Origin of the sequence: Nocardioides sp. NPDC101246 (genome assembly GCF_044767415.1) — a bacterium.
Classification (GTDB): domain Bacteria; phylum Actinomycetota; class Actinomycetes; order Propionibacteriales; family Nocardioidaceae; genus Nocardioides.
Genome location: NZ_JBIWNX010000016.1, coordinates 1 through 20,335, shown reverse-complemented (window position 1 = coordinate 20,335; position 20,335 = coordinate 1). Strand labels below are relative to the sequence as shown.

Genomic DNA, 20,335 nt, shown 5'->3' with positions numbered 1-20,335 from the left:
TCAGTCCCAGTCCAATCCGCCGCGGCGCCACACATAGGCGTACGCCACGAACACCGTCAGCAGGAACAGGCCCATCTCCGCGAGGCCGAACCAGCCCATCGCGTCGAACCTGACGGCCCACGGGTAGAGAAAGATGATCTCGATGTCGAAGATGATGAAGAGCATCGCGGTGATGTAGTACTTCACCGGGAAGCGACCGCCCAACGCCTGTGGCGTGGCCTCGATCCCACACTCGTAGGGATCCGCCTTGGCCTGGTTGGCGCGACTCGGTCCCACGACCGAGCTCATGACCACCGACCCGACCGCGAAGAGCGTCGCCAGTCCCGCCAACGCGAGCACCGGCACGTAGAGCTCCATCTCGCCTCCTACCCTGAGCCGGCCCACCCCAGATTGAGACTTTGTGAATAGAATCACAATGTGGGCCAACTCACATCCTGCCACTCCTGTGACGGATTGCAAGTGGGTTGGTGAAATGGCGCGCGGCACTTTCCCGCCATGGCAGGAAAGTGCTGGCGCATCCGGCGGCAAACGTTTGCAGAATCACGCCATGGCGGGGTTGTGGCGGGTCAGACTTCGGCGCCGACTGCCGGTGTCGGCGTGTCGAGGAAGGCGCGAGGGATCACGACGATCCGCTTCTCGCCGTTGCTCAACTCGGCGGGACTTCCGTCGGCGTTCAGCTGGGTCACTTCGTACGTCACCGTGTGTTTGGTCATCCGGCGCAGCTTCAGCCATCCGTGGTGCCAGGCGACGCTTCCCCACGGCCCCTGGATCTCGAGCGACTCCCCCACCGAACCGACGATCGTGGCGCCGAGCGGGTACATCCCCGTCATCCGCCCCTCGCCGCCGAACAGCCGGATCAGCGGGCCCATCCCGATGAGCACCGCCCAGTAGATCGCACCTCGATAGAACCCTGTGGCCAGGAAGAGCACCACGTTGAGGCTGAAGACTGCCGGCGTCAACCAGGACAGGAGTCCGAACCGCGCCAGCAGCCAGGCTCGGACCAGCCTCCTCCGCATGGCGCGGTCGATTTCGATGCGTACTCCCAGCAGCGGCGTCTTCGCAGGCCCTCGGGTGCCCGCCGCCTCCAGTTCGCGTCGGATCACCGGGCCGACGAGAGCGGCCGGGAAGTCGATCGATCCTGCCAGTTCGTCCGGTCCGGCCGGGAGACAGGACGGGATCAGATACCTCCGGAACGGCTGCCGGCACCTCACCAAGACCGGACCGACGTCGGCGCGGGTGAGCCGCGACCAGGGGTAGAAGGTCATCCGAGTGGACGTGCGTACGCCCAGACCGCTCGCTGTCGCCCATGCCGTGAGCACCGCCCCGACCGGGAACTCACGCCGCACAGCACGTCGCACTGTCCACAGCGGAACCACCAGCTGAACCACGAGAATCGTGCCTCCGCAGATCGCCGCCGTCGCCACCCGGAAGGGGTCACCGACGGGGCTCCACGCTGAGAATGGCCACGCGAACCAGAGTGTCCCCACCACCATCGGCGGCAGCACCAGCGCGGCGAACCAGAACCCCATACTTCGCAGTCGCAGGCCGGTGAAGGCCCGACCCAGCCGACGCTGATCCTCAGCCGTGACGGTCCACCCGGTCACCGAACCCGGCACCACGTCCATGTCCACCAACGGCCTCCTCGACATCGCCGCAGCTCGGCCGCGGCAACGTACTGGAGATCTGCGGAGGGATCCGGAGACCTCGGTCAGAACCCCACATATGAGCGAAAGTTTCGTACGCCCCGACCCCAGGTGGTGCCAGAACTCCACATGTGCGCGGATGTTGCGGGTCAGACCTCGGTGCCGACTGCCGGCGTCGGCGCGTCTAGGAAGGCTCGGGGGATCACGACGATCCGCTTCTGGGCGTTGGTGAGCTGGGCCGGCCGTCCGTCGGCACCCACCTGCACCTCTTCGTACGTCACGGTGTGCGCCGTCATCTGCCGCTGTTTGAGCCACCCCCGGTGCCAGGCGACACTTCCCCACGGTCCCTGGATCTCGAGCCACTCACCCATCGATCCGACGACGGTCGCGCCGACCGGGTACATCCCCGACATCCGCCCCTCGCCAGCGAGAACCCAGGCCAATGGGTTGAGGAAGATCAGCACAGCCCAGAACGCCACTGATCGGTGGGAGCCGATTTCCAGTTGGAGTGCGATGTTGAGACTGAAGAGCACCGGAAGCACCCATGTCAGGGCGCCGAACTGCGAGCGCAGCCATGCTCGAACCAGCCGCCACCGCAGCGCCCGATCGACGAGGATCGGGGTCCCTGCCCTCGAGTTCTCCATCGGCTCCCCGGCACTCCCTACGGCCAGCACGCGTCTGATGTCGGGCCCGATGAGCTGAACCGGGAAGTCGACCGACCGTGCCACCTCGTCCGGCCCGGCCGGAAGGTGCATGGGGACGGCCAACGCCCTCGCGCCTTCCTGCCGGCACCGTACGAACACCGGCCCCACCTCGACCTGCGTCAGCCGAGACCACGGGTAGAAGGTGAGTCGGGTGGGCGTGCGCACGCCCAGGCCGGTCTCGGTCGCCCATGCCGTCAGCGTGGCACCGACGGGGTATTCGCGCTCGACCCGGCGTGGCAACGTCGTCACGGGCAGCGTCATCGTCAGCGCCATGAATACGAAGCCCATGGCTACCGTCAGCCACAGCTCGACGGTCTGACCGAAGAGTCCGAGACCGGGGTCATGCATGCTGAACCAGAAGAAGCCGGTCAGCAGCACCGGCAGAACCAAGCCCAGGACCCAGTACGCCCACGTCCGCAGGCGCAGCCTGACCAGGGCCCGCTTGATCCGACGCTGATCGTCGATCGTGACCGTCCAGTCCGTCACCGAGCCCGGCACCACATCCACATCCACGAGCGGCTCCCCTCAGCGTCCCGGTCGACAGGTGCGTCGCAGCGTAGCGGATACCCCGGGAGGGAATGACCCGTACTGCCGAGCCGGCCCGTCCTCACCCGAAATCTCGCCGAGTCGGCTCGTTATGACGAGCCGACTCGGCGTGATTTGGCGTCAGGATGCGCCGACTCGGCGAGGGTCAGTCGGGGTCGGGGCGGATCCAGCCCTTGGCGAGCCCCGCCCGGACGATGGCGTCGGTGGCCTCCCCGAGAGTGGTGCTCGCCGCGACGACGCCGGCCTCGCGGGCGCGGACACGGGACTCGGTGGCACCAGGCATGCCCCAGGTACCACCGCGGTTGAGCCAGTTGAGGAGCATCGGCTCGAGGCGGTCCATCGCCTTGCAGAAGCGTGCCTCGGGGGTCTGGGCGGCCTCGAACTCGTCCCACAGGGCACGGATCTCGCCCGCCTGGTCCGGCGGCAGCATCGTGAAGAGCCGCTCGGCGGCGGCGACCTCGCGCTCGACCTGATCGACGACGGCGGCCGGGTCGAAGACCGGGCTGTCGCCGGCGTAGATCTCGATCATGTCGTGGATGATCACGAGCTTGATCGCGTGCCCGACGTCGATCGGCTCGTCGGCGTACTCGGCGAGCAGCAGCACCATCAACGCCAGGTGCCAGGAGTGCTCGGCGTCGTTCTCGCGACGGTCGGCCGCCGCCAGCGGCGAGGCGCGCAGGATCGTCTTGAGCTTGTCTGCCTCGGCGATGAATTCCAGCTGCGCCCGCAGCCTCCCGCCGATCTCGTCCGGGAGCGGGTTCAGGTCGGTGATGAGGTCAGCGGGGGAGTCATCCATGCGTTGACTTTCGCATGTCGCGTACGCCTGGAGAAACCGACTCCTCGCCGAGGATCGCCCGCGGCACGACCACCCGCGCTGCACCCGACCTGAAGACGATCGCATGCTTCGTCCTGGCGACGATCTTGAGCTTGGACCGGTGGATCGACGTACGTCCCCAGGGGCCGCGGACAACCAGATACTCACCCAGGGAACCGCTGATCGTCGACCCGATCGGGTACGCGCCGATCGTCGGAACGGCGGTGGCGAAGGCGACGGCACCCATGGCGAGCACCAACCCGCCTGCCGTCCGCAGAGCCGGCCAGGGGTCGGCGTCGGCCACCCCGAGGAGCACCAGCAGCACGGCTGCGACGACCACGATCCAGCCGGCCACGCCGAAACGGCGCGCTGTCGCTACACACAGGGCGATCTGCAGGTTGCGGTCGATGACCACGGAGCGCTCGCCAGGGGCGTCCTCGCGAGCGACCGGCTCGGAGACACCATCATCGACGCCGCGGTCCAGGCGCGCCCGCGTCTGCTCCCCCAGCACCTGCCGAGCCATCAGGAGGTTCTGCTTCGGCCTCCGTGTCCGCAGATGCACGGCGACCGGCCCGACGTCCGCACCAGCGATGCGATCCCAGCGGATCTCCATGCCGACACCGGGGCCGTCGAGCCGGTACGCCGTCGCACCCGCCCAGGAACGGAAGGTCGCGCCGACGGGGTAGACCTGCCGCACCTGCCGCACCGAGATCCAGGCGAGCACCACCACGCTGACCAGCAGCGCGACGATCGCCAGGACCGGGTGCCAGTCAAGAACCATCGCAGCGGCGGTGACGATCCCCACCGCCACGCACAGCGCCACCCAGATCGAAGGCTGCCGCACCCACCACCGCCGATACGCGCGCATGAACTCTCGCCGTTCCTCGGAGGTCACCGTCCAGGTGGCGTCCGGGGCATCGATCGTGTCAGTCACGACGCCGCATCATGCCGTAGCGGCACGGGCCGCGCGGCCCGGGGTCAGCGGGCAGGGAGGGCGGGGACGGCGCGCTTGGAGCGGCTCACGTAGGCCGATCCCTCCGGGCCGACGACGGCGTAGGAGTCGCCCAGACGGGAGTTGTACTCCAGGTGGGCGCGACCCCAGAACATGCCGATCCGGATGCCGCCGTACATCCCCGGGGCGGTGAACCAGGCCTCGTCGGGGCCGCCCTCCTCGGAGATGAGCCGGACGTCGAACGTACGCAGCAGGTGCTCGCCGCGGAACTCGGCGGTCAGCTCGGCGAGCGTCGCGTTCACGTGGTGGTTGACGCCCTCGAGGTTGTCGCCGAGCGGGGTGCCGGGGCGGAAGTAGGGGTCGAGCATGTCGAGCAGGTGATCGTGCCCGCGTCGCTTGGCGAGCTGGTAGGGCGTCTCACCGTGGGCGGTGGGCAGCGACCTGACCCCACCCAGCGAGAGCAGCTCCTGGACGGTCTCACGCGGCGCACCGAGGTAGGCGGCGTGGTGGAGCGGCGTGAACATCGACTCACCGCCGATCTTCCAGGTGTTGACGCCGACCGTGTAGTCGTTGCGCACCTGCGAGAGCGCGCGGCGCCAGTCACCCTGTGCGGCCGCGTCGGTGAGCGAATCCCTGGCCTTGACCGCGGCGGGGCCGTAGGCCTCGCGAGGCATCAAGATCCCGTCCCATGGCAACGTGGAGGTCATAGTTGAACTTTCGCAGAGATCAGGCGATTGCGTGATGGAGTGCGACGATTCCACCCGAGAGATTCGTCCAGGTCGGCGACTGCCACCCCGCTGCGGAGAGCATGTCGGCGAGACCTGCCTGGTCGGGCCATGCCCGGATGGACTCAGCGAGATAGACGTACGCGTCCGGGGAGGACGATACCGCCCGCGCGACCGGCGGGAGGGCCCTCATCAGGTACTCCACGTAGAGCGTCCGGAACGGCTTCCAGGTCGGGTGCGAGAACTCGCAGACCACGATCCGGCCGCCGGGGCGGGTGACCCGGCGCAGCTCACGCAGGCCGGCCGCCGGGTCGACGATGTTGCGCAGGCCGAACGAGATCGTGACGGCGTCGAAGGTCGCGTCGCGGTAGGGCAGCCGGGTGCCGTCGCCGGCCGTGAACGGCAGGTGGGGCTTGGCCTCCTTGCCGACCTGGAGCATCCCGATCGAGAAGTCGGTCGGGACCACCTCTGCGCCCGCGTCCAGGAACGGCTGGGACGAGGTGCCGGTGCCGGCGGCGAGGTCGAGCACGAGCTCGCCCGGCAACGGGGCGACAGCCTTGATGACCTCACGTCGCCAGCGGCGGTCCTGGCCGAGCGAGAGTACGTCGTTGGTCACGTCGTAGCGCTTGGCCACGGCGTCGAACATCCGACGGACCTCGCCGGGCTGCTTGTCCAGATCTGCTCGGGTCACGGGCTGATTCTGTCTCGGGTCGGTGTCCGGGACCGAACTCAGGCGAGCTTCTCGAAGATCTCGTCGGCGTACTTCGCCGCGTCCTTCTTCGAGGCAGCGGTCGCCTGGACGGTCAGGTCGTCGGACGCGTGCGAGCAGGTCGCCTGGGTCTGACCGGTCGACTGGTCGGCGCTGGAGTAGCAGACGTTGTCGCCCACCTTGGAGACCTCGCCACCGCCGTAGTAGGCGCTGCCGTCACCGGCGAAGGCACGGACCATCACGGACTTCTTCATGTCCTTGGTGATGTAGGTGCGCGTGGCCATCGAGAACCCGAGCGCGTCGGACACGTTGCGGTCCTCGGTCTTCGAGCTGGCGGCGTTCTGCTTGATGAACAGGTCCAGCTGCTCCTCGGACGCACCCTGCTTCTTGATCACGTCGAGGTCGTAGGAGGACTTCACGTCCGCCGGCTTGTAGCCGCCCGACAGCGTCTCCGGAAGCGTGATCTTCACCCCCGAGTGGGATTCGGAGTCGCCAACCCACCGCGGCAGGCCGACGCCCAGCACGACGAAGAGGGCCAAGGCGATGATGCCGAGGGTGATGCCGTTCTCTGCGATGAACGACTGCTCTTTGTTGGTACTCACGCAAGCGCACGCTACAACCCACATGGTGATGTATGGCAAATGGGGCGGTGCCATACCTCACTTCGACTCGTCCTCGCCGACACCACGCCGATACCCTGGGAGCGTGAGTGAGTCTGAGCAGCAGTCCCTGGTAGCCACCACCGTGGCACTCGATGCCGGGTCGGAGACTCTCGACGACCTGCTCGCGCTGCTGCCCGCCCGCCGGCGCGTTCTGTCCTGGGTCCGCCACGGTGAGGGCATGGTCGGCTGGGGCACCGCCGCCGAGATCCGTACGTCCGGACCGGAGCGGTTCGCGCACGCGACCAAGTGGTTCGAGGAGCTGGCGGCGGTCTCCACGGTCTCCGATCCGGTGCGCGAGCCCGGCACCGGCCTGGTCGGCTTCGGCTCCTTCGCCTTCTCGGACCTGCCGGGATTCTCCGTGCTCAAGGTGCCCGCGGTCGTCGTCGGAAAGCGCGGCGACGTCGCCTGGGTGACCACCGTCGGTCCGGCCGCGGTGCCCCCGCCTCCGCTGACTCCGACGCCGGAGCCGGAGGCGCCGCGCGACGTCGTCTTCGCCGATGCGTACGTCGACGGCGAGCACTGGATGCGGATCGTCGCCGACGCCGTTGCCCGGCTCCAGGACGGAGACCTGGACAAGGTCGTCCTCGCCCGCGACCTGCTGGCCGCGGCCAGCGCCCCGATCGACATCCGTGCCGTGCTGCGGCGGTTGGCGGCTGCGTACCCGACCTGCTGGACGTTCCACGTCGACGACCTCTTCGGCGCGACCCCCGAGCTGCTCGTCCGCCGCGAGCGCGGCCTGGTCACCTCCCGCGTGCTCGCGGGCACGATCTGGCCGACCGGCGAGGAGAACTTCGACGACGCTCTCGCCGCGTCGCTGGCGGAGTCCTCCAAGAACCTCGAGGAGCACGAGTACGCCGCCAGGTCGGTCGCCGACGCGCTGGAGCCGCACTGCTCCTCGATGAACGTGCCCGAGGCACCTTTCGTGCTGAAGCTCCCCAACGTGATGCACCTGGCCACCGACATCACCGGCGTGGCCAGCGACGGGGTCAGCTCGCTCGACCTGGCCGCCGCCCTGCACCCCTCGGCGGCGGTCGGCGGCACCCCGCGCGAGGATGCCGTCGCACTCATCGCCGAGATCGAGTCGATGGAGCGCGCCCGCTACGCCGGTCCGGTCGGCTGGATGGACGCCACCGGCGACGGCGAGTGGGGCATCGCACTGCGTACGGCCGAGATGATCGACGACCGCACCGCCCGCCTCTTCGCCGGCTGCGGCATCGTGTCGAGCTCCGACCCGGAGACCGAGTTGGCCGAGACCCAGGCCAAGTTCGTCCCGATTCGAGACGCGTTGTCTTAACCTCCGTTCATGGAGAACTCGGACGGCCTCATCCGCACAGCCCTGCGCGAGGGAGAGGAGAACGCCGACCGGCTGGCGCGGACGCAGCTGCTCACGATTCCGTTCCTGATCGTCGCGATGATCTCGGTGCCGGCGTACCGGATCGTCCACGACGATGGTGAGGACGGCGACAGCTATGGCTTCTGGTCAGCAATCGCATGGTTGGGCGACCGCCCCGACGATGCCCCTGGCGCCTACCGGCTGCTGATCGTCGCCGCGGTGCTGACGCTTCTCCTCGCCGTGGCGGCCGCGGCGATGGGCCTCTACTTCACCTACTCCCGGAGCAACCATCCCGCCGCCGAGATCGGGATCGCGATCGTCTCGGGGGCGCTGCCGAGCGCCATCGCCGTGATCGGCGTGGTCGCGCTGCCCGAGGACTCCGCGGTGCAGATGGGCTGGGGCGTACTCCTTCCGGTCTTCCTCGGCCTGTGGCTCGCCAACATGGTCCGCTCCGACGTCTAGACGCCGCGCGATAGATTCGGCGGCATGAGGATCACGAAGTTCGGCCATGCCTGTGTCCGGATCGAGCACGACGGGGCGGTGGTGGTCGTCGATCCGGGCGTGTTCACCCAGCCCGAGGCGCTGGACGGCGCGACGGCGGTGCTGATCACCCACGAGCACCCCGACCACTACAGCCCTGCTCTCCTGGAGGGCAACGACGCTCCGGTCTACACCATCGGCGCGGTCGCGGCGCAGATCCTGAAGAGTGCCCCCGGGGTCCACGAGCGGACCACGGTGGTGACGCCGGGCGAGTCGTTCGACGCCGGGCTCCCGGTCACCGCGGTCAACGAGAAGCACGCGGTCATCCACGCCGACCTGCCGCACTTCGACAACTCGGGCTACCTGATCACCGCGGGCGAGCAGAAGCTCTTCCACCCGGGCGACGCGCTCGACGGCCCCGGCCAGGCCGTGGACGTACTCTTCCTGCCCGTCTCCGCGCCATGGGCGCGCTCGAGCGAGCTGATCGACTTCGCCCGCTCGGTCGAGGCCTCGCGGACGGTCGCGATCCACGACCGGATCTACTCCGAGGCCGGCTCCGGCGTCTTCGACACCCAGGCGGCGGCGCTCATCCCCGCCGAGCGTGGCTACGTACGTCTCGCGGACGGGGCTGACCTCTGATGGCCCTCGTCGCGGTTCTGTACGCCTACAACGACCTCCCCGACGTACGCGCCGAGCACCTCGACGCCCATCGCGGGTTCCTGGCGAGCCAGGAGAACCTGGTCCTCTCCGGTCCCACCTCCGACGGCTCCGGCCTGCTCGTCTTCGAGGGCGAGATCGCCACGGTCGAGACTGCCGTGGACGACGACCCGTTCCTCGCGGTCGGGCTGATCAAGGAGCGTCGCATCTTCGAGTGGACCCCGGTCCTCGGTTCCTGGAAGGCCCAGCTGGGCCTCTGAGAACCGGGGTCTCGAAGGTCACCCCCGCGCGAGCGCCTGGAGGCGGTCGTAGGCGCCGTTGAACGTGTTCTGGTCCAACGGCGAGGAGGTGTACTGCCAGAAGGTGTAGTAACCCCAGCCGGCCGGCAGGGTGCCGGGCGTGCTGGCGTAGCGCGCGATCCACAGCGGGTGGGCGCTGGCGAACTGCGAGGTGTTGCCGGTGCACGTCGTCCACCAGTCGGTGGTCGTGTAGATGACCGCGTCCCGGCCGGTGCGGGCGCGGTAGCGGTCCAGGAACGCCGCGATCCACGAGCGCATCGAGGCCTGGGAGAGGCCGTAGCAGGTGCCGCCGGAGTAGGGGTTGTACTCGATGTCGAGCACCCCCGGGAGCGTCTTCCCGTCGCCCGACCAGCCCCCGCCGCTGTTGACGAAGTAGTCGGCCTGCGCCGCGCCGCCGGAGTCGGACGGGTTGGCGAAGTGGTAGGCGCCGCGGATGAAGCCCTGGTTGTACGAGCCGTTGTACTGCTGCGGGAAGTAGGTGCTGTTCTTGTAGTAGGTGCCCTCGGTCGCCTTGATGTAGGCGAACCGCTTCCCCTGGCCCCACCAGTAGGCCCAGTCGACGTTGCCCTGATGGCCGGAGACGTCGATGCCGCTCACGGTCGCCTGGGCGCTGATCGGCGGGGCGTTCCTGGTGCCGCCCGTGGCGTCCGAGCCGGGCGTCGACCAGCCGACGTACGCCCCGTGCTCGAGGGTCACGCCGTGGGACTTCGCCTTCTGGGTGAGATGGCGCTCGTCCTTCTCGGCGGCGCCGGCGGACTGGGTCGGGGAGAGGGAGATGGCGAGGAGGAGACCGGCGGTTATCGCGGTCACTCTCATGGATCTGCGGCGCGAAGGACTCATGGGGCTAGGCCTTTCCCGAGGAGGAAACTTGCACTGAGAGACATCGTGGCTGGGAAACATGGTGCCGCAACCGATGTCCCCCGTGGAATGTTTTCCGGTAAGCAAGTTACTCAACCAAATGGTTGACAACCGGCTGCGGGGCGATCTAGCCTCGTTGTCAACCGATTGGTTGAGGAGTACGAGATGAGCGAGGACAGGCTCTCCCGAGTCTTTGCGGCACTGGCGGACCCGACCCGGCGCGACCTGGTCGCCCGGCTCTCGTCTGCCGACGCGACCGTCGGCGAGCTGGCAGCGCCGTACGAGGTCAGCCTCCAGGCGGTCTCCAAGCACCTCAAGGTGCTCGAGGACGCCGGCCTGGTGAGCCGGGAGTCACGGCGCGCACCCGTACGCCTCGAAGCGGAGGTGTTCGACCTCATGACCAAGTGGATCGAGAGATATCAGCAGCAGGCCGAGGAGCGCTACCAGCGCCTGGACGCACTGCTCGCCGAGATGCAGGAAGACCGACCAACCAGAGAACCAGCCAGAGAAGAGGACGCATCATGACCACCACGAAGCACGAGACCACGATCGAGGCCTCCAAGGACGCCCCGACGATCACCATCGTCCGCGAGTTCGACGCTCCGCCGGAGCTCGTCTTCCGCGCCCACGCCGAGAAGGAGCTGTACGCCAAGTGGCTCGGGCCCCGCGACGTCGGCATGAACATCACCACGTGGGACTTCCGCACCGGCGGCTCCTGGGCCTACACCGGTGAGCGGGACGACGACGAGTTCCAGTTCTTCGGCAGCTTCCACGAGGTGCGCGAGAACGAGCGCATCGTGCAGACCTTCACCTGGCGCGGTGCCCCCGACGGGGCCTCGCTCGAGTACCTCACCCTCGAGCCGCTCCCCGGCGGCCGCACCCGGCTGACCGGCCTCAGCGTTGTCGAGTCCTTCGAGACCCAGGCCGCGATCATGGCCAGCGGCATGGACCAGGGCGTCGTCCAGGGCTACGAGCAGCTCGACGAGCTCCTGGCGGACCTCTCGTGAACGCCGCAGATCTGAGCAGGAGCGAGCAGCACGCGTACGACGCTGCCCGGTTCTCCGAGATCGTCGGCTCCGCCGCCGCCGAGGACTGGGCTCGCCCCAGCCCGGTGGCGGCCTGGACCGCCCTCGATGTCGTCACCCACCTGGTCGAATGGTCGCGGGGCTTCCTGGCGGGATCCGCCGGTATGCATCTGGCACCGCTCGACGTCGCTGCGGACCCGGCCGCCGCCTGGAAGACCCACACCGCCGACATCCAGGGCCTCTTCGACGAACCCGCCGGCCGGATGATCTCCAACCCGCACATGGGCGACAAGCCGCTCGACGAGGCGCTCTCGGAGATCTACACGCCCGACATCTGGATGCACTCCTGGGACCTGTCCCGCGCCCTCGGGCGCGACTTCGACCTCGGCGCCGACCGCGCCGCGGCCACGCTCGCCGGCGCCGCGGCCATGGAGGACGCGATGCGTGCCTCCGGCCAGTTCGGCCCCAGGGTCGAGGTCCCCGCCGACGCCACCCCGCAGGAGCAGCTCCTCGGCTTCATCGGCCGGGATCCCTACTGGCGACCGTGAGGCTCCCGCCTGGCCCGCCTACGTCAGTTGGCGGCATCTTGTGAAGAATTCACGAACTGCCGCCAACTGACGTAGGCAAGGTCGGAGGCTCACCGGCGATCCGGTTCTCGGCGCTCAGCCCCGCGACCTGCTCCAGATCGACGGCCGCTGATCAGGACGTGGTGATGGATCCGACGCCGGAGGCGAAGTGGCACAGGTACTGCAACCGCACCGGCCCCGCGCCGGGCGCGAGCAGCGTCGAGGCGACACGGAATCCAAGATCCTGCGAGTACTGCCCGCCGCTCTGACCGCCCTCGCAGCGAACGCTGACATGGCACGCCCGCTCCGCGGGGATCTCGAAGCTGACCTGGCCCCAATAGACCCAGTAGTCACGGCCGTCGATCGTCACGATCGGCGGCATCGTGGCGATGAACCTCTCCTTGGCCGTGGATGCCATCTCGACCGTCATCACCCGGGTCGCACCGGAGTAGAACTCTACGTACGGCACCACGGTCGGCCACTGCTGCTGCTCGGTCACGGGCACACTGTGCCATGGCCCGTTCAGGAATCGGCGAGGGCGCGGATGGCGGCGTCGAGGGCGCGGCGGTCGTGTCGGGAGACGACCGCCTCGACGACCTCGATGCCGCCGTTGGGCGAGGCGAGGGCGGCATCGAGCTCGGGTACGGAGGTGACCGCGAGGTGTGGGATGCGGTGGGCTGCGCAGAGCGCCTCGAGCGAGGTCCCGTGCGGGGTGCCGAAGAGGCGCTCGAAGCTGTCGGCGTAGTCGTCAGCACCCTGCTCGAGGGAGGCGAAGATCGAGCCGCCGTCGTCGTTCGCGACGACGATCGTGAGGTCGGGGCGGACCTCCTCGGGACCGAGCAGCAGCCCACCGGCGTCGTGCAGGAAGGTCACGTCGCCCATCAGCGCCAGCGCGCGCGTCGACGAGGTGCGGCCGGCGGCGGCGCCGATCGCGGTGGAGACGATGCCGTCGATGCCGGCCAGGCCGCGGTTGGCCAGCACCTTCCGCCGCCCGCCGACGCGGTTGGGCCGCATCATCAGGTCCAGGTCGCGTACGGGATTGGAGGGACCGAGCATCAGCAGCCCGCCGTCGGGCAAGGCGCGGGCGACACAGCCGGCGACGTCGTACGCCGTCATCTCCTGCTGCTCGTGGAGCAGCCGGTCCACCTGGCGGCCGATCGTGCGATCGGCCGACCGCCACTCCTCCAGCCACGCCGGATCGGGCTCGCCCTCGACGTGGAGCCGGGTGCGGATCGTGCGGTCGACCCGGAACGGGCGCGCAGGCCAGACACCGTCGACCGGAGCCGCGATGACCTCGATGTCGGCGCGAGCCAGCAGGTTGGTGACCGGCCGGGAGAGGGTCGGGTGGCCGTAGACGACGACCCGCTCGATCCGTTCGGCGAGCGGCGACTCGAGCAGCAGCCGATAGGAGCGCAGGGCGTTGTCGCCGGTGCGCGCGCCCGAGGAGGGCTCGGCGAACAGCGGCCAGCCGCCGTCCTGGGCGAGGATCCGGGAGGGCGGGCCGGCGTCGTCACCGGCGACGACGACCGTGCGCGGCGTGCCCGGGCCGGTCGGGATCGACTCGTGGATCATCAGCTCGGGGCGTTGCGGTACCGGACGGGCCTCGATCTTCTCCGGCCGCCACCGGTCGGGCGGGGTGAGCGGGTCGTCGAGCTGGAGGTTCCAATGAACGGGGCCGCGTGCGGTGTCGAGCGCGACGATGTCGTTCTCGTCGGGAGCCTCGGCCAGGTCGCGGGTCTCCACCAGCCGGCCGAAGATGCCGACCTGGTCGGTGACCTGGTTGGCACCGGTCTCCCGAAGTCGCGCCGGACGGTCGGCCGTGACGACGGCCAACGGCACTCCGGCGTGAGCGGCCTCCAGCACGGACGGGTGCAGGTTGGCGACCGCGGTGCCGGAGGTGCACATCACCGCCGCGCGTGAACCGACCTTGGTCAGGCCGAGCGCGAAGAAGCCGGCCGAGCGCTCGTCGATCCGGGTGTGCAGCCGCAGCAGGCCCGCTCGCGCGGCGTCGAGGACGGCGAACGACAGCGGCGCGTTGCGTGATCCGGGCGCGATGACGATGTCGGTGACCCGCGCCTCGACGAGCGCGGTGACGACCGCCCGGGCGAGCTCAGTAGCAGTGGGCATCCATCCTCCTCAGAGCGTTTCCCGGTACGCGATCACGTCAGCGAGCCGCCTGCGCCAGAACTCCGTACGCTCCGGGGTGGCCCGCAGCGACGGGTCGGCGACCAGGCGCTCCGGGGCGGGCGAGGAAGGTAGCACCGGCAGGACGCCGCCGGACGGCAGGAGCGGGACGGTGGCGATGTCCTCGGTGAACATCGAGACCGTGCCGAGCCCACAGGCATAGGGCAGCTCGGGCAGCGCCGCCGCGAGCGCGATCCCGGCGGCCATCCCGACCGATGTCTCCAGTGCCGAGGAGACCACGCACGGCAGCCCGATGTCCTCCGCGATCCGCAGGCAGGCGCGTACGCCGCCCAGCGGCTGCACCTTGAGCACGGCCACGTCGGCGGCCTGGAGATCGCGTACGCGATAGGGGTCCGCGGCCCGGCGGATCGACTCGTCCGCGGCGATCGGGACCTCCACCTTGCGGCGTACGTCGGCGAGCTCCTCGACCGTGGCGCAGGGCTGCTCGACGTACTCGAGCCCGCCAGCGGCCCGGTCCAGCACTCCGATCGCGGCGAGTGCCTCCTCGACGGTCCAGAGCCCGTTGACGTCGATCCGCACCTTGCCGGAGGGGCCCAGGGCGTCCCGCACCGCCTCGACGCGAGCGATGTCGTCGGCCAGGCTCTGGCCCGGGTCGGCGACCTTGACCTTGGCAGTCGCGCATCCCGAGCGGGTCACGATCTCGTGGGCGCGCTCCGGGCCGACCGCCGGGACGGTGGCGTTGACGGGCACGGTCTCGCGTACGGGGGTCGGCCAGTCCCCCGCGGCCGCCTCCTCGGCGCAGCGCAGCCAGGGCTCGATCTCGGGGGTGTCGTAGTCGAGGAACGGCGACCACTCGCCCCACCCGCCGGCCCCCTCGAAGACGAGGCCCTCGCGCTCGGTGATCCCGCGGAAGCGGGTGGTCATCGGAAGGGCGAAGACGTGCAGCTGGCCGGTCATCGGGTCTCCACCTCGGTCGTCGTGGCGATCGCGAGGAGGGCCTGCCGGTCGGGCTTGCCGTTGCCGAGGAGCGGGATCTCGTCGAGCGCGACGAGCTGACGCGGCGCCCAGGAGCGGGGGTGCTCCACCGCGACCCAGTCGCGGGCGGCGTCCGCGTCGATGTCGCCGACGACGAAGGCGACCAGCCGCTGGCCCCACTCCTCGTCGGGGGTGCCGAGAGCCTCCGCGGCCACGACGGCCGGGTGTTCGCGGAGCCTTCTGGCGACGAGCGCCGCCGGCACCTTCACGCCGCCGGTGATCACCATGTCGTCGACCCGTCCGAGGATCCGGAGCCGGCCGTCCTCGTCGAGGGTGCCGGCGTCGGAGGTGAGGAACCAGCCGTCGACCAGGGCGGTCGCGGTCTGCTCTGGGTCGTCCTGATAGCCGTCGAAGAGCGTCGGGCCGCTGATCCGGACCCGGCCGTCGGTGCCGATCGCGATCCCGACGCCGTCCAGCGGCATCGCGTCGTAGACGCACCCGCCACAGGTCTCGGCCGAGCCGTAGGTGGCGACGACGTCGATCCCGGCCGCTTCGGCGCGGGCCCGCAGCGACGGGTCGATCGGGCCACCTCCGAGCAGCAGCGTGTGGAACCCGGCCAGGGCGACGAGGTCGTCACCGCCCGACTCGATGATCCGGTGCAGCTGGGTCGGCACCATCGAGACGAACCGCGGCCCGTCGTTCATCGTCCCCGCCGCCTCGGCGAAGGACCCGTGGGCGGCGGCGATCACCGGCTCGAACCCGGCCAGCAGCGAGCGCGCGATCACGTTGGCCCCGGCGACGTACGACTCCGGCAGCGTCAGCAGCCACTGCCCGCTCGCCCCGACCCGTCGCGCCGACGCCGCTGCCGACGCCTTCATCGCCTCGCGCGACAGCATCACCCGCTTGGGTGTGCCGGTCGATCCCGAGGTCTCCACGACCCAGTGCTCCGGCCCACCCCCGGCAAGCCACTCGGCCATCGCGGCGACGGTGCTCTCAGCCCGTTCCACCGCGTCGTTCATGGAGCAAACGCTAGCCCTCCACCGCGCGCCACCCATCGCCGGGCTTACGACTGTGTTGGTTTCGACACGCCTTCGCCTAGCGGCTCCGGCGGCTCAACCAACGGTTGCTTCCGTCGGTCGAGGGCCACTTCGTTCAGACCCTCGCGCCAGCGAGCGTGTCGAGACCAACACAGTCGCTCGGCGACTACTGGCCGCGGATGTCGAAGTCCGCGACCAGGCCGTGGTGGTCGGACTCCAGCTTGAACGTGGCGTGGCGGGTGGGGGTGGCGGTGGAGCTCGAGCCGAGGAGCCAGTCGATGGTGCCGCCGCCGTCGTGGGTGGCCCAGCCCTGCGCGGGCGCGCCGAGGGTCTCGAAGGAGGAGGTCATCCCGGCCTTGGCCATCAACGGCTTCGGGCCCCACGGATCGCCGTCGCCACCGTTGCGCGGGTAGGGCGAGTTGAGGTCGCCGGCGACGAGGACCGGGCCGTACTTCTGCAGCCCCTGCGCCAGCCCGGCGAGCTTCGCGAAGCCGCGCTGGGCCTCGTCCTTACGCGCCTGTGCGCTCTTGGCGGGCGAGGTCATGGTGTGGGTGGAGATCACCGAGATGCGCCCGGAGCCGTCGCTGCTGGCGAGGACCACCCAGGTGGCGTACCTGTTGTCGTTCTTGACTCCGGTGACCGGCTTGGTGAGCTGGACGGTGCCCTTGTCGACCGCCACCCAGCGGTCGGTGCGCCACATGACGACCGGGCTGAGGGCCTGGCTGCGGTTGCCGTACTCGTCCGCCGAGGCGCGGTAGGTGCCGTATCCCCGCACCGAGATGTCGGAGACCGTACGTGACTGGGCCTCGTTCAGGGAGACGAAGTCGGGTCCGTGCTTCATGACCTCGGCGAGGTCGGAGCGGTATCTCGAGCGGGACATGGAGACCTTGATGTTGGCCTGCGCCAGGCGGACCTGCGGGCCGGAGACGGCGGCTGGGGAGGCGCCGACCTGTCCTTCGCCGGGGAGCCCGCTGACCTGCTTGGTCGCCTCGAGGGTCTTGCCGATGTTCTTGTCCAGCCAGGCCGCCGGGTCCACCTGGTCCTGCAGGTAGCCGCCGCCGTGCGGGTGCACCTCGAAGTGGAGGTGGCAGCCGGTCGAGTTGCCCTCGCTGCCGACCTGCCCGATGACCTGCCCGGCCTTCACCGTCTGCCCTGCGGCCACCGAGAGCGACTGCATGTGGCCGTACCAGGTGGTCAGGTTGCCGGGCGCCGTCTGCACCTTCACCAGCCAGCGTCCCGACCAGCCCCAGCTGCCGCCCGACTCGAGGACGACGGTGCCGCCGTGGGCCGCCTGCACGGGCGTGCCGCACGGCGAGGAGTAGTCGTTGCCGGTGTGCATGTTGGCCCAGTTGGAACCGGAGTTGCCGTAGTTGCCCTGGTCGACCGCGAGCCCGGCCTGGATGGGACGTACGACGCTGGTGCTGATTCCGGCCATGCCGATCGTGCAGGACACGTCGGTCGCGGTGGCCGTCAGGTCGGCGGCCGAGACCCCGTCTGCGAGCGCTGCGACGAGAGCCCGCGCCTCGTCCTCGTGCTGGGCGTACGCCAGCGGGAACGCCGAGCGCTGCACCGCCTGCGCCGCCGCGGTGACCTGCATCTTGCGCCAGCCCGGGATGTCGAGGAGGCCGGTGTTGCCGGTGTGGGTGGCCACGCCGTAGAACGCCTGGGCCGACTTGACCGGGTTCGTGATGTCGGCGACCGAACCCCAGCCGGAGACCGGGCGCTGCTGGAAGAGACCCTGCGAGTCGCGGTCGCCGTAGTTGAGGTTGCGCAGGGTGCTCTCCTGCATCGCGGTCGCGAGCGCGATCACCCACCCGTAGGCGGGCACGCCGGACTGCTTTCCGACCGCCACGATCGTGCGGGCGTTCTGGATCTGCTCGGTGTCGAACCCGGCGATGCTGCCCTCGGGGATCTCACCGTCCGGCCCCAGGTTGCCGGCCTGGATCGCGTTGGTCCCGCCGACACAGCCCGACTCGGCCTGGTCCTGGTTGCTCTGCTCGGTGCTCGCCAGACCGCCGATGAGGATCACCAGGGCACCCGTGACCACCAGGACGAGAGTGGCCGCTCCGGCCACGATGCCCCAGATCAGACGCGCCTTGAAGATCCACATCGGTCTCATCCCCCCGGAAGAATGTTCGAGACGTACCAGACGTTGTCGACCAGGGTCAGGTAGACGATGACCTTGGGACCATCGGTGGCGACCTCGACGCGTGCCTCCCCGTCGTTCTGCTCGAGGACCTTCGCGGCGCCGACCACCTTGGTCGCCGGTACGGTCGCCGGGTCGGTGCTGCCCAGGGCCTGGGCCAGCGACTCGTCCGGGCGGGCGGCGTTGATCCCGGCCCACCACTCGTCGGTGGTCAGGTCGGGACGAGCCCAGGCGACGACGAACTTGGTCGCCAGGGGTGTCGGGTCCGGGACGGGCGCCGGCGATCCGCTCGCCGAGGCGCTCTGCTGCGCCGACGCGGATCCTCGATCGGGCTGCGCGGCCGGCTCGGCGTCGGGGGCGTCGCTCACCTGGGCGATGAGCCAGATGACGAAGATGATGCCGACCACCACCGAGAAGAACCGGAACGGCGACCTCATGGGCCACCTCAGCACCGGCGCGATGACCTCCCACAGCACACCACGCGTCGTTGTCGACCGCACTACCGGGCTCCTCCTTCAGACCTCGGACTGTTGTCGACGGGCACCGAGCGGTTCCCGTTCGGTGAGTAGATGACGAAGACCGCGTTGCCGTCGGCGTCGTAGTCGACGTTGGCTTCGGCCACCGGGGACTGGCGCGGCGGCTCCGGCTCGCGGTCGGCGTAGGCGCCCGCGGTGTAGTCGACCGGGCTCGGAGTCTCCGGGCGGTCGTTGTTGTACACCTGCCCGGCGGCGAACCCCGGACGCGCCTCGTCACGGAACGACGGCTCGTCGCGCTCGACGGAGCGCGAGTCGAACCACTGGCCGGCCACCCGCTCGCCCTCCTCGCCGCTCATCGAGGACCCCAGGGCGTACGTCGGTGTGCTGCTCGCGCTCGCCCCGGCACCCAGCGCTCCGGCGGCCGCCGCCGGAGCCTGGTTGGGCACCTGCTCGGCGACCATCGTCGGCCGGCTTCCAGTCAGCTCGTGTCCGGGCATGTAGACGCCGCCGGGGCTCGAGACCGATCCGCTGCCCGCCTGGCCACCGCCCGGGACGGGCGGCCGGTCGGCGTTCGCGTCGCGGACCCCGGCCTCGGCGCCCGTCCGGGTGCCGACGTACGAGGAGAGCATCGAGGTCAGCCGGCCCATGCCCGGCAGCGGGATCCCGTAGGCGGCGGGGCGGGTGAGGCGCCAGGCCAGCACGGTCAGCACCCCGATCAGCCCCAGCTGGAGCACGAACCACATCTTCGAGGTCAAGATCGCCGAGTCCAACCGCAGCAGCAACAACGCGACCAGGAAGTAGATCGGGCCCATCACCAACGGCCCCACCACCCGCTTCAGCATCGCCACCGCAGCGTCTCGGGTGTGGTCCAGCATGAACAACACCCCGGCCGCCGGCGCGAACGGCACGATCAACCGGATCAGCGCGAACGACAGCAGGATCGCCAACCCCGCGACCAGCAAGAACCCGCACACCACCACGACCACCACAAGGTTCACCAACGCCGTGGTCGCCCGCTGGGACCAGTGCTCACCCTTGAAGTACTCATACGCCACCGGGTCGGACTTCTTGACCGCCTCGGCATGCTCCTTGAACGCGTCCTGCTTGGCCTCCAGGACCTTCTTGCCCTCGCCGTTGGGGTCCTTGCGGTAGGTGTCGTACTCCTGCCAGGAGAAGTGCGTGGACCGGAACACCCGCGGCCCGTACTTCTTCGCGGTGGCCGAGTCCGGATCACCGAACGCGCCTGCCAGCCAGGTGCGGTACTGCGTCGAACGCACCACCTCGTCCATCTGAGCATCCACGGCCTTGACCGCATCGGTCTCACCGAACTCGTCATCACCGACACCCGGGACCGTCTTGCCGTCGTTGAACCCGGTCGCGATCATCCCGGTCGCCGACCGCACCCCGTCATCGACCAGCTTGGTCGACTCCACCGGATACTGGATCAGCCACGAGGTCACCACCAGCACACCCAGCGCCCAACCCGCCGCCGTGACCGCCCGCGCGAACCGGCCGTCCCGCGCCCGGATCATCACCGTCGCCGCCACCAGCAACAACACCACGCTCACCCACGGCGCCCACAC

General features: G+C 69.7%; 23 protein-coding genes. 7 read left to right on the top strand and 16 right to left on the bottom strand.

All coding sequences use genetic code 11. From position 1 onward, the window contains the following. From ACIRON_RS25070 to ACIRON_RS25035, 8 genes are all read right to left on the bottom strand, one after another. Nucleotides 1–357, bottom strand: coding sequence for an NADH-quinone oxidoreductase subunit A (locus tag ACIRON_RS25070; protein WP_091043014.1), 357 nt, complete (start codon nucleotides 355–357; stop codon nucleotides 1–3). A 209-nt stretch (nucleotides 358–566) separates the two neighbouring features. Next, nucleotides 567–1,631 carry a hypothetical protein gene (locus tag ACIRON_RS25065; protein ID WP_402996565.1) on the bottom strand — a complete coding sequence of 355 codons (1,065 nt, stop codon included), beginning with the start codon at nucleotides 1,629–1,631 and terminating at the stop codon, nucleotides 567–569. A 161-nt stretch (nucleotides 1,632–1,792) separates the two neighbouring features. After that, nucleotides 1,793–2,860 carry a hypothetical protein gene (locus ACIRON_RS25060; RefSeq protein ID WP_402996563.1) on the bottom strand — a complete coding sequence of 356 codons (1,068 nt, stop codon included), beginning with the start codon at nucleotides 2,858–2,860 and terminating at the stop codon, nucleotides 1,793–1,795. A gap of 178 nt (nucleotides 2,861–3,038) precedes the next feature. After that, complete coding sequence (locus ACIRON_RS25055) at nucleotides 3,039–3,689, bottom strand: HD family hydrolase (protein WP_402996561.1); 651 nt, start codon at nucleotides 3,687–3,689, stop codon at nucleotides 3,039–3,041. Then, the gene (locus ACIRON_RS25050) at nucleotides 3,682–4,641 is read right to left on the bottom strand and encodes a hypothetical protein (protein ID WP_402996559.1); all 960 of its coding nucleotides are present in this window, start codon (nucleotides 4,639–4,641) and stop codon (nucleotides 3,682–3,684) included. Before ACIRON_RS25050 ends, ACIRON_RS25055 begins: the two co-directional genes overlap by 8 nt. 44 nt (nucleotides 4,642–4,685) lie before the next feature. Then, entirely contained in the window at nucleotides 4,686–5,366 is a 681-nt protein-coding gene (locus tag ACIRON_RS25045) for a hypothetical protein (protein ID WP_402996557.1), read from the bottom strand. 19 nt (nucleotides 5,367–5,385) lie between these two features. Continuing rightward, nucleotides 5,386–6,075 (bottom strand): demethylmenaquinone methyltransferase, encoded by a 690-nt coding sequence (locus ACIRON_RS25040; RefSeq protein ID WP_402996555.1) that lies wholly within the window; start codon nucleotides 6,073–6,075, stop codon nucleotides 5,386–5,388. 38 nt (nucleotides 6,076–6,113) lie between these two features. Beyond that, entirely contained in the window at nucleotides 6,114–6,695 is a 582-nt protein-coding gene (locus tag ACIRON_RS25035) for a hypothetical protein (protein WP_402996553.1), read from the bottom strand. 103 nt (nucleotides 6,696–6,798) lie between these two features. Here ACIRON_RS25035 and ACIRON_RS25030 point away from each other — a divergent pair, with 103 nt between their 5' ends. From ACIRON_RS25030 to ACIRON_RS25015, 4 genes are read left to right on the top strand one after another with little or no spacing between them, the layout of a single operon-like run. After that, complete coding sequence (locus tag ACIRON_RS25030) at nucleotides 6,799–8,049, top strand: isochorismate synthase MenF (RefSeq protein ID WP_402996551.1); 1,251 nt, start codon at nucleotides 6,799–6,801, stop codon at nucleotides 8,047–8,049. Between the two features lie 9 nt (nucleotides 8,050–8,058). Continuing rightward, nucleotides 8,059–8,550, top strand: a complete 492-nt coding sequence (locus ACIRON_RS25025; protein WP_402996549.1) for a hypothetical protein — start codon at nucleotides 8,059–8,061, stop codon at nucleotides 8,548–8,550. Between the two features lie 24 nt (nucleotides 8,551–8,574). Next, entirely contained in the window at nucleotides 8,575–9,207 is a 633-nt protein-coding gene (locus ACIRON_RS25020; protein ID WP_402996547.1) for an MBL fold metallo-hydrolase, read from the top strand. Then, on the top strand, nucleotides 9,207–9,485 hold the full coding sequence (locus ACIRON_RS25015; RefSeq protein ID WP_402996545.1) for a YciI family protein: 279 nt from the start codon (nucleotides 9,207–9,209) through the stop codon (nucleotides 9,483–9,485). The genes ACIRON_RS25020 and ACIRON_RS25015 overlap by 1 nt, the downstream gene beginning before the upstream one ends. A gap of 18 nt (nucleotides 9,486–9,503) precedes the next feature. On the opposite strand, the gene ACIRON_RS25010 is transcribed toward ACIRON_RS25015, so the two are convergent. After that, the gene (locus tag ACIRON_RS25010) at nucleotides 9,504–10,340 is read right to left on the bottom strand and encodes a GH25 family lysozyme (protein WP_402996543.1); all 837 of its coding nucleotides are present in this window, start codon (nucleotides 10,338–10,340) and stop codon (nucleotides 9,504–9,506) included. A gap of 207 nt (nucleotides 10,341–10,547) precedes the next feature. Here ACIRON_RS25010 and ACIRON_RS25005 point away from each other — a divergent pair, with 207 nt between their 5' ends. From ACIRON_RS25005 to ACIRON_RS24995, 3 genes are read left to right on the top strand one after another with little or no spacing between them, the layout of a single operon-like run. Continuing rightward, complete coding sequence (locus ACIRON_RS25005; protein ID WP_091043045.1) at nucleotides 10,548–10,907, top strand: helix-turn-helix transcriptional regulator; 360 nt, start codon at nucleotides 10,548–10,550, stop codon at nucleotides 10,905–10,907. Beyond that, nucleotides 10,904–11,389, top strand: a complete 486-nt coding sequence (locus ACIRON_RS25000; protein ID WP_402996541.1) for an SRPBCC family protein — start codon at nucleotides 10,904–10,906, stop codon at nucleotides 11,387–11,389. The genes ACIRON_RS25005 and ACIRON_RS25000 overlap by 4 nt, the downstream gene beginning before the upstream one ends. Beyond that, entirely contained in the window at nucleotides 11,386–11,955 is a 570-nt protein-coding gene (locus tag ACIRON_RS24995) for a TIGR03086 family metal-binding protein (RefSeq protein WP_402996539.1), read from the top strand. The genes ACIRON_RS25000 and ACIRON_RS24995 overlap by 4 nt, the downstream gene beginning before the upstream one ends. Nucleotides 11,956–12,106: 151 nt before the next feature. Here ACIRON_RS24995 and ACIRON_RS24990 read toward each other — a convergent pair whose 3' ends face one another. The 7 genes from ACIRON_RS24990 to ACIRON_RS24960 all read right to left on the bottom strand — a co-directional run. Beyond that, nucleotides 12,107–12,472 (bottom strand): hypothetical protein, encoded by a 366-nt coding sequence (locus ACIRON_RS24990; RefSeq protein WP_402996537.1) that lies wholly within the window; start codon nucleotides 12,470–12,472, stop codon nucleotides 12,107–12,109. Nucleotides 12,473–12,495: 23 nt separating this feature from the next. Next, on the bottom strand, nucleotides 12,496–14,100 hold the full coding sequence (gene menD, locus ACIRON_RS24985; RefSeq protein ID WP_402996535.1) for a 2-succinyl-5-enolpyruvyl-6-hydroxy-3-cyclohexene-1-carboxylic-acid synthase: 1,605 nt from the start codon (nucleotides 14,098–14,100) through the stop codon (nucleotides 12,496–12,498). 9 nt (nucleotides 14,101–14,109) lie between these two features. Next, nucleotides 14,110–15,075: an o-succinylbenzoate synthase gene (locus tag ACIRON_RS24980; RefSeq protein ID WP_402996533.1), complete on the bottom strand. Its 966-nt coding sequence runs from the start codon at nucleotides 15,073–15,075 to the stop codon at nucleotides 14,110–14,112. Then, a complete protein-coding gene (locus ACIRON_RS24975; RefSeq protein WP_402996532.1) occupies nucleotides 15,072–16,112 on the bottom strand; it encodes an AMP-binding protein in 1,041 nt (346 codons plus the stop codon). Before ACIRON_RS24975 ends, ACIRON_RS24980 begins: the two co-directional genes overlap by 4 nt. 184 nt (nucleotides 16,113–16,296) lie before the next feature. Next, entirely contained in the window at nucleotides 16,297–18,240 is a 1,944-nt protein-coding gene (locus tag ACIRON_RS24970; protein WP_091043060.1) for a peptidoglycan DD-metalloendopeptidase family protein, read from the bottom strand. A gap of 5 nt (nucleotides 18,241–18,245) precedes the next feature. Further along, a complete protein-coding gene (locus tag ACIRON_RS24965) occupies nucleotides 18,246–18,713 on the bottom strand; it encodes a hypothetical protein (RefSeq protein WP_402996530.1) in 468 nt (155 codons plus the stop codon). Between the two features lie 62 nt (nucleotides 18,714–18,775). Next, the coding region (locus tag ACIRON_RS24960) for a hypothetical protein (protein WP_402996529.1) at nucleotides 18,776–20,335 on the bottom strand (1,560 nt) is incomplete at its 5' end.

Coding starts and splice junctions, on each gene's coding strand:
- ACIRON_RS24980 (WP_402996533.1), bottom strand. CDS start 15,075: ATGACCGGCCAGCTGCACGTCTTCGCCCTTCCGATGACCACCCGCTTC.
- ACIRON_RS25010 (WP_402996543.1), bottom strand. CDS start 10,340: ATGAGAGTGACCGCGATAACCGCCGGTCTCCTCCTCGCCATCTCCCTC.
- ACIRON_RS25055 (WP_402996561.1), bottom strand. CDS start 3,689: ATGGATGACTCCCCCGCTGACCTCATCACCGACCTGAACCCGCTCCCG.
- ACIRON_RS25015 (WP_402996545.1), top strand. CDS start 9,207: ATGGCCCTCGTCGCGGTTCTGTACGCCTACAACGACCTCCCCGACGTA.
- ACIRON_RS24965 (WP_402996530.1), bottom strand. CDS start 18,713: ATGAGGTCGCCGTTCCGGTTCTTCTCGGTGGTGGTCGGCATCATCTTC.
- ACIRON_RS25025 (WP_402996549.1), top strand. CDS start 8,059: ATGGAGAACTCGGACGGCCTCATCCGCACAGCCCTGCGCGAGGGAGAG.
- ACIRON_RS24975 (WP_402996532.1), bottom strand. CDS start 16,112: ATGAACGACGCGGTGGAACGGGCTGAGAGCACCGTCGCCGCGATGGCC.
- ACIRON_RS24970 (WP_091043060.1), bottom strand. CDS start 18,240: ATGTGGATCTTCAAGGCGCGTCTGATCTGGGGCATCGTGGCCGGAGCG.
- ACIRON_RS25045 (WP_402996557.1), bottom strand. CDS start 5,366: ATGACCTCCACGTTGCCATGGGACGGGATCTTGATGCCTCGCGAGGCC.
- ACIRON_RS25000 (WP_402996541.1), top strand. CDS start 10,904: ATGACCACCACGAAGCACGAGACCACGATCGAGGCCTCCAAGGACGCC.
- ACIRON_RS25070 (WP_091043014.1), bottom strand. CDS start 357: ATGGAGCTCTACGTGCCGGTGCTCGCGTTGGCGGGACTGGCGACGCTC.
- ACIRON_RS25020 (WP_402996547.1), top strand. CDS start 8,575: ATGAGGATCACGAAGTTCGGCCATGCCTGTGTCCGGATCGAGCACGAC.
- ACIRON_RS25005 (WP_091043045.1), top strand. CDS start 10,548: ATGAGCGAGGACAGGCTCTCCCGAGTCTTTGCGGCACTGGCGGACCCG.
- menD (WP_402996535.1), bottom strand. CDS start 14,100: ATGCCCACTGCTACTGAGCTCGCCCGGGCGGTCGTCACCGCGCTCGTC.